Raw genomic sequence first — 13,127 nt, 5'->3', positions numbered from 1 at the left:
ACCTATCCAGATTCCGACGGAGTGATCAGCTGATGACGTCGTACATCCCGAATCCGGTGGCGACGGTTACCGGCTCCTGAAAAAGCTCGAGCGGAGAGTCGGGATTGAACTTCCCGCAGTGCCGGTAGGCGGCGAGCGTGCCGTCCTGGTGCAGCCCGAGCAGGTCGGGGTGCCCGTCCATGTCGATGTCGGTGAGCGCCATGAGGCGCATGTCCTGCCAGCCGCCGGCCACGGTGTACCAGGTGCCCCCGGTCGCCGTGCCCGGCCTGCCGTCGAACTCGTACAGGGCCAGGTCGCCGTTGGCCCGGCGGACCAGCAGGTCGAGGTTCCCGTTGCCGGTGAAGTCGGCCATCGCGACGGGGAGGTCGTCGACGTCGATCTCGGTGAGCCTCACCGGATCCTTGTCGTAGGTATCGTTGCGAAGGACGCCCAGGTCGCGGTGGGGGAACACGTCCACGTTGCCGGCGTCCTTGCCCCGGCCGAACGTGTCGTCCGTGCCGGTGCCCGTCACGTCGGCGAACCCGATCGTCTCCCACTGCCGGCCGTCGTCGCGCCTGCCGGACACCCGGATCGGCTCGGCGAACGGGCCGATCTCGCCCGGCGCGCCCAGGTTCCGCAGCAGGAAGAAGCCGTGCTCCCCGTTCTCGCCCGGATTGATGTCGAATTCGTGGGCGCTGAACGCGCAGATGTCCGCCTGCCCGTTTCCGGTGGCGTCGACCGCACGGACGAAGAAGAACCGCCACCAGCCGAACCCGTCACCGATCTTCACCGGGTCGCCGAAAGTCTCGGTACCGTTGAATTCACCGCTGTGCGGGCAGACGAATAGCTCGCCCGTTTCCGTGTTCCGCACGAGCAGGTCCGGCCGCCCGTCACCGCGGAAGGACCGGCACTGACCGTTTGCGAAATTCGGTGCCATTCTTGTAGCTCCTCCCGCCGGGTTTACCGAACTTCAGTATTCGCGAGGCGGGAGAAAGCGGGTAACCCCTAAGGGCCACTAAAAGTGCTGGTAGAGCCGTTAATAGGGGGCGGGAACACGGCGACGCCCGGCGGGCCTGGGCGGCCGCCGGGCGTCATGCCGGGCGCCGGCGCCGGGCACCGGGCGTCGGCGCCGGATGTCATGCCGGGCGTCATGTCAGGCGTCGGGTGCCGGGCGTCGGTGCCGGGCGTCGGTGTCGGATGCCGGCGTCGGGACCGCCGCCGTCAGGCGTCCCGCGAGCGGAACACCGCGAAGGCCACGATCAGCAGGACGGCGGTGAAGGCGGCCATCAGGCCGAGCCCCGTCCAGGGCGCCAGCCGTTCCGCGGTGGGGACGGTGGTGGTGACCCGGAGACCGGCCGCGATCGGCCAGTACGTGCTCACCCAGTTTCCGACGGCGTCGGGCATGAGCCTGGGCCCGATGATCGGGATGATGAAGTTGACGGCCACCACCACGGTCGTGGCGGCCATCGTGTCGCGCAGCAGGCAGCCGAGCGCCACGCCGGTGAGACCCACCAGGACCCAGATCAGCCCCATGCCGACGACGGCGCGCAGGACGCCGGGCTGGCCGAGCGTCGCGGCCGGGGCGCCGGCGGCGCCGATCACGGTCTGGCCGACGAGGAACGCGCCGAAGGCGGCGATCTCCCCCATCACCAGGGTGATGAGACCGAACGTCCAGATCTTGGCGGCGAGCAGCCGTCCTCGCCGCGGGACCACGGTCAGGCTCGTGCGGATCATCCCGGTGGCGTACTCGGAGGACACCACCAGCACGCCGAGCGCGCCCACGGCGATCTGGACGAACAGGAACCCGCCGTACATGCTGATGTAGGTGGGGTCGAACGCCGCCCCCGCCGCCTGGTAGCCCCTGGCCGCGCCGTTGGCGGTGAGCGCGCCGGCGCCCACCATGACGGCGACGGTCGCCAGCAGGATGGGGACGTTGGACGGGATCGTGCGGAACTTGGTCCACTCCGACCGCATCGTGTTCGCGATGGCGCTCATGCCGCGCTCGCCTGGAACTCGACGCTGTCGCGGGTCAGATCCATGTAGGCCTGCTCCAATGAACGTTGTGGTGTCAGCTCCGTCAGCACGACCCCGGCGGCCAGCGCGGCCTCGCCGATCCGCCTCGCCTCCAGCCCGGTGACGATGAAGGAGCCGTCGGTACCGTCCTGGACGGAGCCGCCCGCCTCGATCAGGTGGGGGACGAGCCGGTCCTGACCGTCGGCCCGCACCAGCACGTTGGAGCCCTGCCGGACGAACTCGCCGATCCCGATGTCCGCGATCAGCCTCCCCCTGCCGATGACGATGAGATGGTCGGCGGTCTGCGCCATCTCGCTCATCAGGTGGCTGGAGACCAGGACGGTGCGGCCCTCGCCGGCCAGCCCGCGCATCAGCTCGCGGATCCACTTGATGCCCTCGGGATCCAGGCCGTTGACCGGTTCGTCGAACAGCAGCACCTTCGGGTCGCCGAGGAGCGCCGCCGCGATCCCGAGCCGCTGGCCCATGCCCAGGGAGAAGGATCCGGCCCGTTTGCGCGCCACCGATGCCAGCCCGACCAGCTCCAGCACCTCGTCCACCCGGTCACCCGGAATGTCGTTGGTCTGGGCGAGGCAGAGCAGGTGGTTGCGTGCCGTACGGCCCTTGTGCAGCGCGCGGGCGTCCAGCAGGGCGCCCACCTCACGCATGGGCCTGGCCACGCCCACGTAGTCGTGGCCGTTGACCGTCACGCTCCCGGCGTTCGGCGCGTCGAGGCCGAGGATCATTCTCATGGTCGTCGACTTGCCCGCTCCGTTCGGGCCGAGAAAGCCGGTGACCCGGCCGGGTTCGACGGTGAACGTCAGGTCGTCCACGGCCGTCCTGTCGCCAAAACGCTTCGTCAGTCCGTCTATCTGGATCACGTTCGAATGCCTCTCGTGCGTGTTTCCCGATCAAGAGGTTCCCGCCCCGTCCGGCCCGTACGCGGGCACGGCGAGGGCATTGAGCATAGGACGGAACTTGAGCCTGGTCTCCTGGAGCTCCACATCCGGGTCGGAGCCCGCCACGATCCCGCACCCCGCGTAGAGGGTGGCGGTCCCCTCGTGCAGGTGGGCGGAGCGGAGGGCGACGGCGAAGTCCCCCTCCTGGTCGGTGTTCATCCAGCCGACCGGGCCCGCGTACCAGCCGCGGTCGAAGGGCTCGGCCGAGGCGATCCAGTCGAGCGTCCCCTTGCGGGGGTGGCCGCCGACGGCCGGGGTGGGGTGCAGCCGCTCGACGAGGTCGAGCACACTCGTGTTCTCCGGGTCGGCGATCTCGCCGTCGACGCGGCTGTGCAGGTGGCGCAGGTTCGGCAGGTCGAGCACGTGCGGCTCGGCGGGCACCGAGACCTCCCGGCACACCTGCTCGAAGGCGTGGCGGAGCATGTCGGTGACGACCTGCTGCTCGCGCCGGCTCTTGTCGTCCTCCAGCAGGGCGGCGCGCAGCCGGGCGTCCTCGGCCGGTGTGGCGCCGCGCGGCATGGACGCGGCCAGGCTCATCGACCGGGCCCGTCCGGCGTGCAGGCTGACCAGTCTTTCCGGGGTGGCGCCGACGAAGGCGTGCCCGCCCGCCGCGACGGCGAAGACGGTGGTCCCGGACTGCGCGGCGAGCAGGGACCCCAGCACGGACGGCACGTCGTAGGGACAGGGCGAGGTCACGCGCAACTGGCGGGCCAGGACCGCCTTGTCGAACCTGCCGCGGCCGATCTGGTCCGCCGCCCGCGCGACCAGCGCCTTCCACTCGGCGGCGGGGGGGAATTCGGTGACGGTCGTCCCGGCGAGGTAGGGGCTCGGGCACGGGCGCCCGCCCGCGGCGGAGAGCAGGCCGCAGGCCTGGGCGACCACCTCCGCCACGTCGTCCTGCACGGGGTTGCCGGGGTCGACGCTCACGCTGAGCGCGAGCGTGGTCCGCCCGTCCCGATCCCGGGCGACCAGGACCCGGGGCACCCACATCAGCGCCTCCGGGAGCGGCCCGGGCCGCGGGGCGAAGGCGAAGCCGCCGACCAGCGACGGCGTACCGCGCCGGCCCGGCCCGCCGGCCACCGCGTTCTGGGCGGCTCTCTCCCAGCTCGCCCGGATGCCGGCGAAGCGGCCGGAGCCGCGTTCGACGAAGTCGGCCGCGCTGCCCATGGCGATCACGCTCGACTCGGGCGACACCCAGACGAACGCCCGCCTCGTCCGCGCGAACACCGGCGCGAGGAGCCAGGCCGGATCGACGGGGTCGATCTCCTGGCGCCAGGTCGCCAGGGTCCGGCTCGCGCTGTTGCGCGACTCGGCGGTGGCCTTCGCGTGCACTTCCAGGAACCCGGGCAGGTCGATGTCCAGCAGGTACGGGTCGACGCCCGGCAGGCGCGGGGCGGTGTCCGGCAGGCACGGGGCGGTGCCCGCCAGGCGTGAGTCGATGCCCGGCGGGCGTGAGTCGGTGCCCGGAGGGTGCGGGTCGATGTTTGGCAGGTGCATGGGGAATCGTCCTCTGTTAACCGAACATGCCCGCGAGCTGCTTCTTGCTGACCTTGCCCAGTGGCGTGACGGGGAGGGCCTCGACGATCTCCAGGCGGTCGGGGAACTTGAAGGCCGCGACGCCGCGCCCGCGCAGGAACGCGGTGAGCTCCACCAGCGTCGGAGGCGTACCCCGGGGGACGACGCAGGCGCAGCTCCGCTCGCCGAGAACCTCGTCGGGCAGGCCCACGAAGGCGACCTCGCGGACGTTCGGATGGGCGAGGAGGTGGTTCTCCACCTCCTCTGCCGCGATCTTGTCGCCGCCCCGGTTGATCTGGTCCTTCACCCTGCCCTCGAAGATCACGTGCCCGGTGGGCAGCAGCCGCACCAGGTCGCCGCTCCGGTAGAACCCGTCCGCGGTGAACGACCGGGCGTTGTGCTCCGGCGCCCGGTAGTAGCCGCGGGTGGTGTACGGCCCGCGGGCCAGCAGCTGGCCCACCTCTCCGGGGGCGACGTCGTTGTCGTCCTCGTCCACCACCCGCACCTCGTCGTCCGGGGAGACGGGCAGCCCCTGGCTGACGAGGACCACGTCCGCCGGATCGTCCGGCCGGTGGAAGCCGCACAAGCCCTCCGCCATGCCGAAGGCCTGCTGGAGCCGGCAGCCGAGGGCGGGCTCCACCCGGCGGGCCAGCTCGGGCTGCAGCTTCGTGCCGCCGATGGTCACCCGGCGCAGGCTGGAGATGTCGTGCTCGCCCCACTCGGCGGCCTCCATCCAGAGCAGGGCCGCGCCGGGGATGAGGCCGGTCTCGGTCACCCGCTCGCGCTCGATGAGGGGGAAGGACTGGTCAGGGCTCGGGCCCGGTGCCAGCACGAGCGTCCCGCCCGCGTGGAAGGTGGCCAGCAGCCCGTGGGTCAGCGGCCAGTTGTGGCTCAGCGGCAGGTTCACCAGGTGGACGGTGTTCGCGTCGTAGCCGCAGGCCTCGCCGACCGCGCGCCCGCTGTAGCTCCATTCCTGGTGGGCGCGCGGCACGAGCTTGGGCACCCCGGTCGTACCGCCGGACAGCAGGAAGAGCGCCACCCCCGCCGGGTCGGGGCGGGGCAGGTCGGGCAGGGACTCGCCCCGGACGTCGCCCAGCGCCACGAAGCCGCCCGAGCCACCCCGGTCACCCGGATCTCCCGCGACGAGGACGTGCTTGACGGTGGGCACGCGGGCGACGACCTCGGCGGCCAGCTCCCGGTAGTCGAACCCGAGATGCGTGTCCGCGACGACGTAGGCGACCGCCTCGGTGAACTCGCAGAAGTAGGTGATCTCGCTGCTGCGGTGCGCGGGCAGCGCCAGGACCGGCTGGGCGCCGATCCTGAACAGCGCGAAGAACAGCGTCACCAGCTCCGGCACGTTGGGCAGCTGCACGACGACGCGGTCGCCGGCGCCGATGCCGAGCGCGTGCAGTCCCGCCGCCATCCGGTCGGCGCGCGAGTCCAGCTCGGCGTAGGTCCACCGGTGCGGGCCCGCCACGAGGGCGGTCCTGCCCGGGTGGGAGCGGGCCAGCCGGCGCAGGAACTCGCCGAGGTTCTCATCGGTCCAGTGGCCCGCCGCCCGGTAGCGTTCCGCGAACTCCTCGGGCCAGGGGGTGAATCCATCGAGCACGGGGTCGTCCTTTCTCAGCCCGCGGCCGGGGCCGTGGCCTCGGCGAGCAGGTGTTCCGCCAGCTCGGCCGGTGTCGGGTAGTCGTAGACCGCGTCGGCGGCCAGCTCGATGCCGGTCAGCTCGCTGAGCCGGTTGCGCAGCTCCACCGCGGCCATCGAGGAGAAGCCGAGCTCGAAGAACTCCGCGTCGGGCTCGACCGCGTCATGCAGCGGGAACTGCAGGATCGCGGCGGCCTGGCGGCGCACCACGTCGAGCAGGATGCCGTGGTGCTCCTCCGCCGGGCTGTCGTCCAGCAGGCGGCGGAAGGCGGCGACGCCGTCGACCAGGTCCTCCGGCTCGTCCTGGACGAGCACCGCCTCGGGGATGTCGTCCAGGAGCCGGGAGCGCGTCGCGGCGGCCAGCGCGATCCAGTCGGGGTCGGCGACGACGAGCGTCGTGTCCCCCTGGCGCAGCGCGTGGCGGACGGCCGCGACCGCGTCGGCCGGTTCCTTCAGGCCGACCGCGCCGGACAGCGCCGGCAGCCCCGCCTCGCGCCGCGCGGCGGCCAGCGCGTTGAAGTACTCGTGGTCCGACGCGCCGTCCTCGCCCCAGGCCGCCCCCGCCGGCGCCAGCATGACGAAGGCGGACAGGTCCGCCGAGCGGGTCCGCTCGTCGAACAACCGGGCCGCCTCCGGCGTCGTGCAGACGACGGCGGTCACCGGGAGATCCAGGAGGGCCGAGAGAACCGGGAGAGCCGGGAGACCGTCGCCGATCGCCCGCACGACCACGCCGGGCTCGCCCGCGAGCCTGGCGTCCGGCTCGGTGAGGACGACCTGCTCCGCGCCGTTGCGCGCGGCCCACCTGCCCAGCTCGGCGGCGGTCTCGTCGAGCGGACCGGCCAGCATGACCGTGCCGCTGGGCCGCCATTCCGCCCCCAGCGCTGCCCCCCGGCACGGTGCCGGTCGCAGCCTGCGCGCGAACACCCCGCCGAGCCGTACGGCCAGTTCCTCCTCTCCGGTCACGCCGGAGAGCACCACGCACAGCTGCCGCAGCACGTGCTCGTCCAGCCTGGCCGGGAGGTCGACCAGCCCGCCGTTCCGCAGCAGCCCGTCGCGGGCCGCGGTCCTGAGCGCTCCCCATGCCCGTACGGTCACCGGCACGGCGTCCCCGTCGGACGGCGACACCCGGACCGCGCCCCGCGTGAGAACCCAGACCGGTGCCGAACCGGGTGCGATCTCGGGAAGGGGCGCGCCTTCCGGCAGCAGGTAGACGATGCCCGCCACTCCCGCGTCGGAGACGGGCATCTCCGGGAGCACGACGGTGTCGGCGCCGTGCGCGGCCAGCCCGGCCGCCAGCGCCCGGCCCGCTTCCGCGGAGTCGTCCGGCGCGACCACCGGCCAGGTTCCCGACAGGACCGGCGCGGGCAGGTCGGTGAGCGGCCGCCAGCCGAGCTGGTAGCGCAGGTGCCCGTACTCGGCACCGCCGCTCCCGCCGCCGTGCAGCCTGGCCAGCGCCGGCAGGAGGTCGTCCAGTGTGGCCCCCGCTCCGAGGCCGAGCGTGGCGAGCAGCCCGTCCAGGTCCTGGCGCGCGACGGCGTCCCACAGCTCGTGGTCGGGCGGTGCGGCCGCCACGGCCGTCTCCGCCGGGGGCGGGTCGGGCCAGTAGCGCTGCCGCTGGAAGGGGTAGGTGGGCAGTTGCACGGTCGTGCCCGCGCCGACGACGGCGCCCCAGTCGACGTCGGTGCCGTGCGCGGAGACCCGCGCCAGCGCGTCGAGCAGCGCGGCCGCCTCCGGCCGGTCGCGGCGCAGCGCCGGAACGGCCACCCCGGTCCAGCCCTCCGCGCAGTCGCCGACCATGGCCGACAGCACGGCGTCGGGGCCGAGCTCCAGGAAGGTGGTGACGCCGCGACTCCGCAGCGTCCTGATCCCGTCGCAGAAGCGCACGGCCTGCCGCAGGTGCCGGGCCCAGTACTCCGGCGAGGTCAGCTCCTCGGTGGTGGCCGGCTCGCCGGTGACGTTGGAGATGACGGGGATCGCGGGCGGGTGGAAGGTCAGCTGCCTCGCGACGTTCAGGAAGTCCTCCAGCACCGGCTCCATCAGCGGCGAGTGGAAGGCGTGGCTGACGGCCAGCCGCTTGGTCTTGTGCCCGCGCCCGGCCAGCAGTTCCGCCAGCTCGAGCACGCTCTCCTCGGTGCCGGACAGCACGACGGAGGCCGGGCCGTTGACCGAGGCGATGCCGGCGCGGTCCTCGTACCCGGCCAGCAGCGGCAGCACGTCGGCCTCCGCCGCGCGCACCGAGATCATCGCCCCGCCGGGCGGCAGCGCCTGCATCAGGCCGCCGCGCGCGGCCACGAGCGTGACCGCGTCGTCCAGTGACAGCACGCCCGCGACGTGCGCGGCGACGATTTCGCCGACGGAGTGGCCGGCGAGGAAGTCCGGGCGCACCCCCCAGGCCTCCAGGCAGCGGAACAGCGCGACCTCGACGGCGAACAGGGCGGCCTGGGTGTAGCGGGTCTGCTGGAGGAGCTCGGGGTCACCGGTGATGACCTCGCGCAGCGGCCGGTCGAGGTGGCGGTCGAACCGGGCGCACACCGCGTCGAACGCCGCCGCGTACTCCGGGTAGGCCGCGTACAGCTCCTCCCCCATCCCCTGCCGCTGGCTGCCCTGGCCGGTGAACAGGTAGGCGACCCTGCCTCGGGCGGCCGAACCGGTGATCACGTTGTCCGCCTGCCGCTGCGCCAGCGCGGCGTCCAGCCCGGCGGTGAGCTCCTCGCGGGTGGCGCCGAGCACGACCATCCGGCGTTTGAACGAGGAGCGCGTCGTGGCCAGGGACCGGGCGACGTCGGCCGCCGAGTGCTCCGTCCACGACTCCAGGTGGCCGCGCAGCCTGCGCGCCTGGGCCTTGAGCGCGTCCTGCGTCTTGGCCGACAGCACCCACGGGATCAGCGGGCGCTCGGGCGCGTCCCGCTTCTCCGCGGGCTCCTCCGGCGCCTGCTCCAGGATGACGTGGGCGTTGGTGCCGCTGATCCCGAAGGACGAGACGCCCGCGCGGCGCGGCCGCGCGGTCTCGGGCCACGGCGTGGCCTCGGTGAGCAGGCGAACCGCGCCCGCCGACCAGTCCACGTGCGTGGTCGGCTCGTCCACGTGCAGGGTCCGCGGCAGCACGCCGTGCCGCATCGCCATCACCATCTTGATGATGCCCGCGACGCCGGCGGCGGCCTGGGTGTGGCCGATGTTCGACTTGACGGACCCCAGCCACAGCGGCCGGTCCTCCGGCCGGTCCTGGCCGTAGGTGGCCACGATGGCCTGCGCCTCGATCGGGTCGCCGAGAGTGGTGCCGGTGCCGTGTCCCTCGACGGCGTCGACGTCGGCGTTGGTCAGCCGGGCGTCGGCCAGGGCCTGCTCGATCAGGCGCTGCTGGGAGGGGCCGTTGGGGGCGGTGAGCCCGTAGCTGGCGCCGTCCTGGTTGATCGCGCTGCCACGCACCACCGCGAGGACCTTGTGGCCGTTGCGGCGAGCGTCGGAGAGCCGCTCCACCAGGAGCATGCCCACGCCCTCGCCCCAGCCGGTGCCGTCCGCCGCGTCGGCGAAGGACTTGCAGCGGCCGTCGGCGGCCAGGCCGCGCTGGCGGCTGAAGTCGACGAAGACCGCGGGGGTGGACAGCACGGTGACGCCGCCGGCGAGCGCGAGCGAGCACTCGCCCCTGCGCAGCGCCTGCATCGCCATGTGCAGCGCGACCAGCGAGGAGGAGCACGCCGTGTCCAGGGTGACCGAAGGCCCCTCGAAGCCGAAGGCGTAGGACACCCGGCCGGAGGCGACACCGGCCGAGACTCCGGTGCCGACGAAGCCGTCCAGGTCGCTCGGCACGTTCTGCAGGTGCACCCCGTAGTCGTGGTACATCAGCCCGACGAACACGCCCGTGCTGCTGCCGCGCACGGCGGCCGGGTCGATGCCCGCGTGCTCCAGCGCCTCCCACGAGCCCTCCAGCAGCAGCCGCTGCTGGGGATCCATGGCGACGGCCTCCCTCGGGGAGATGCTGAAGAACGACGGGTCGAACGCGGTGGCGTCGTAGACGAACCCGGCCTCCCGCGCGTAGGTGGTGCCGGGGTGCTCCGGGTCGGGGTGGTAGAGCTCGTCCAGGTTCCAGTTGCGGTCGGGGGGGAACATCGACATCGCGTCGCCTCCCCCGGCCACCAGGTTCCACAGGTCGTCCGGGCCGGTGACGCCGCCGGGCAGCCGGCAGCTCATGCCGACGATGGCGATCGGCTCCTCCGCGTCGATCGCGCTGTGGGTGGACACGGCCGCCCTGGGGCCGTCGAGGAGCCGGCCGCACAGATACTGGACGAGGGCGGTGGGCGTCGGATAGTCGAAGATCAGCGTGGCGGGCAGCCGCAGCCCGGTGGCCGCGTTCATCCGGTTGCGGAACTCCACCGCCGTCAGCGAGTCGAAGCCGGCCTCGTTGAGGGGCCGGTCCTGCTCCACGGCGCTCGGGTCGGGATAGCCGAGCACGGTCGCCACCTGGTCGAGCACCAGGTCCATCACGACCTTGTGGTGCTCGCTCTCCGGCAGGCGGGCCAGGCGCTCGCGCAGCTGCGACGCGGCGGCCGGGTCGGAGCCGACCACGCGCCGCCTGGAGACGGGGACCAGACCCTGCAGGATCGCGGGCAGCGCGCCGAACTGCGCCGCCATCCGCAGGTTGCGCAGCTCCAGCCGGATGGGGACCAGCGTCGCCCGGTCGGCGGCGCAGGCCGTGTCGAGCAGGGCGAGGCCGTCCTCGGTGGTCAGCGGGACGACTCCGGTGCGGGCCAGCCTGGCCCGGTCGGCGTCGCTGAGGGTGCCGGTCAGGCCGCTGTCCTGCTCCCACAGGCCCCAGGCCAGGGAGAGGGCGGGCAGGCCGAGCCTGCGCCGCCGCACGGCCAGGGCGTCGACGAACGCGTTGGCCGCCGCGTAGTTGCCCTGGCCGGGGCCGCCGAAGACGCCCGCGGCCGAGGAGAACAGCACGAACGCCGAGATCGGCAGGTCCTTGGTGAGCTCGTGCAGGTTCAGCACGGCGTCGGCCTTGGGACGCAGCACGGCGTCGATCCGCTCGGGCGTCAGGGTGGCCAGCACGCCGTCGTCGAGCGTGCCCGCCGCGTGGACCACCCCGGTGAGCGGGTGCTCCGCCGGGACGGTGGCCAGGACGGCGGCGAGGGCCTGGCGGTCGGCGGCGTCGCAGGCGGCGACGGTCACGTCGGCGCCGAGTTCGGCGAGCTCGGCCACGAGCCCGGCGGCGCCCTCCGCGTCGGGTCCGCGCCGGCTGGTCAGCAGCAGCCGCCGCACGCCGTGCCCGGTCACCAGGTGGCGGGCGACGAGGCCGCCCAGGGTGCCGGTGCCCCCGGTGATCAGTACGGTCCCGCCGTTCTCCCAGCCGATGGCGCCGGACTCGGTGCCGGACTCGGTGGCGGATTCGGCGCCGGGCCCGGCGACCGGGTGGCGGGCGAGCCGCGGTACGAGGACCTCGCCCTCGACCAGGGCGACCTGGGGTTCTCCCGAGGTCGCGGCGGCCGGGACGGCCCGCCACGACGCGTCCGTGCCGTCGACGTCCAGCAGGACGAAGCGGCCGGGGTTCTCCGACTGCGCCGAGCGGATCAGCCCCCACACGGCGGCACCGGGCAGGTTGTCGCCCGCCGCCACTCCCTCGGTGACGACGACCAGGGGGACGTCGGCGTACCTGTCCTGGTCGAGCCAGGACTGCGCCACCGCGAGCACCTCGGTGGTCGCCGCCCGCGCCCCGTCCGCCGGGTCGGCGTCGGCGACCGGGCTGCAGGGCAGGAACGCCAGTCTCGGCGGCGGCCCGTCCGGGTCCGGCGCGCCGACCTGGGCTCCGGCCGCCTCCAGGACGGCTCCGAGCCGGGAGCCGTCGCCGCCGGCGATGACGTAGTGCGCCTCGCCGGGCTCGGTGGCCGCCACGGGCTGCGCCGCGACCCAGTCGAGCGCGAAGAGCGCGTCGCGCAGCGGGTCGGTGCCCGCCTTGAGGTCCTCGGCGGCCAGCGCCCGTACGACCAGCGAGTCCACGCAGGCGACGGGCGCGCCCGCGGTGTCGGCGACCTCGATGCGCACGCTGTTCGTCCCGGCGGGCGAGAGCCGTACGCGCAGGGCGGCGGCGCCGGTGGCCGCCAGCCGCACGTTGGTCCAGGCGAACGGCAGCATCGGGCCGCCGGAGGCCCCGGAGGTCTCAGCGTCGAAGAAGCCGCCCACGGCGAGCGGCTGGATCGCCGCGTCGAGGAGGGCGGGGTGCAGGCAGAACTCGCCGGCGGCGGTGCCCTCCGGCAGCGCGACCTCGGCGAAGATCTCCCGGTCCCTGCGCCACAGCGCGGTCAGCCCGCGGAAGGCCGGACCGTAGTCGACGCCGATCCCGGCCATCAGCTCGTACACGTCGCCCGCCTGCAGGGCCGTCGCGCCCGGCGGCGGCCAGGACTGCTCGGCGAAGGTGGCCGCGGCGGTGTCCTCGGTGAGGAAGCCGCTCGCGTGCCTGGTCCACGGTTCCTCTTCGGCGCGGGAGTGGATGGTCAGCGCGCGCCTGCCGTCCTGGTCGGGCGCGCCGACGGCGATCTGCACGTGCACGCCGCCGGTGGCGGGCAGGACCAGCGGCGCCTGCAGCGTCAGCTCCTCCAGCAGGTCGCAGCCGACCTCGTCGCCCGCCCGTACGGCCAGCTCCACGAAGGCGGTGCCGGGCAGCAGCACCTGCCCGTTGACCTCGTGGTCGGCCAGCCACGGGTGCGTCTTCAGCGACAGCCTGCCGGTCAGCAGGACGCCCTCCGCGTCGGCCAGCGACACGGCCGCGGCCAGCAGCGGGTGCCCGGTGGTCCCCAGGCCGAGCTGCGCGAGATCGCCGCTGGTCTGGATGCTGCCCGGCCAGTAGTGCTGGTGCTGGAAGGCGTAGGTGGGCAGATCCACCCGGCGAGGCCGTGCCGGGGCGATGACCCGCTCCCAGTCGACGTCGCCGCCGCGCACCCACAACTCGGCCGCGCTCGTCCACAACCGGCGCGGCCCGCCGTCATCACGCCGCAACGAGCCCACCACCACACAGGCATCGGC

General features: G+C 73.7%; 6 protein-coding genes. All 6 read right to left on the bottom strand.

The window, feature by feature from the left end:
• Nucleotides 1-25: 25 nt before the first annotated feature.
• The gene (locus tag AB0G15_RS39540) at nt 26-916 is read right to left on the bottom strand and encodes a VCBS repeat-containing protein (RefSeq protein ID WP_362698349.1); all 891 of its coding nucleotides are present in this window, start codon (nt 914-916) and stop codon (nt 26-28) included.
• Between the two features lie 284 nt (nt 917-1,200).
• Nucleotides 1,201-1,974, bottom strand: a complete 774-nt coding sequence (locus AB0G15_RS39535) for a hypothetical protein (protein WP_362850436.1) — start codon at nt 1,972-1,974, stop codon at nt 1,201-1,203.
• Nucleotides 1,971-2,870, bottom strand: a complete 900-nt coding sequence (locus AB0G15_RS39530; protein ID WP_362850435.1) for an ATP-binding cassette domain-containing protein — start codon at nt 2,868-2,870, stop codon at nt 1,971-1,973. The genes AB0G15_RS39535 and AB0G15_RS39530 overlap by 4 nt, the downstream gene beginning before the upstream one ends.
• A gap of 30 nt (nt 2,871-2,900) precedes the next feature.
• Nucleotides 2,901-4,445 carry an isochorismate synthase gene (locus tag AB0G15_RS39525; protein ID WP_362850433.1) on the bottom strand — a complete coding sequence of 515 codons (1,545 nt, stop codon included), beginning with the start codon at nt 4,443-4,445 and terminating at the stop codon, nt 2,901-2,903.
• 16 nt (nt 4,446-4,461) lie between these two features.
• A complete protein-coding gene (locus AB0G15_RS39520; protein ID WP_362850431.1) occupies nt 4,462-6,072 on the bottom strand; it encodes an AMP-binding protein in 1,611 nt (536 codons plus the stop codon).
• A gap of 14 nt (nt 6,073-6,086) precedes the next feature.
• Nucleotides 6,087-13,100, bottom strand: coding sequence for an SDR family NAD(P)-dependent oxidoreductase (locus AB0G15_RS39515; RefSeq protein WP_362850429.1), 7,014 nt, complete (start codon nt 13,098-13,100; stop codon nt 6,087-6,089).
• Nucleotides 13,101-13,127 lie beyond the last annotated feature (27 nt).

The sequence above is a fragment of the Streptosporangium sp. NPDC023825 genome (assembly GCF_040639575.1).
Taxonomy (GTDB): domain Bacteria; phylum Actinomycetota; class Actinomycetes; order Streptosporangiales; family Streptosporangiaceae; genus Streptosporangium.
Note: the sequence above shows the minus strand (reverse complement) of the source record. Positions and strands in the feature narration are given on the sequence as shown.

What these genes read in the sequence shown, in the direction of transcription:
- AB0G15_RS39540 (WP_362698349.1), bottom strand. Translation starts at nt 916, where the DNA reads ATGGCACCGAATTTCGCAAACGGTCAGTGCCGGTCCTTCCGCGGTGAC.
- AB0G15_RS39535 (WP_362850436.1), bottom strand. Translation starts at nt 1,974, where the DNA reads ATGAGCGCCATCGCGAACACGATGCGGTCGGAGTGGACCAAGTTCCGC.
- AB0G15_RS39525 (WP_362850433.1), bottom strand. Translation starts at nt 4,445, where the DNA reads ATGCACCTGCCAAACATCGACCCGCACCCTCCGGGCACCGACTCACGC.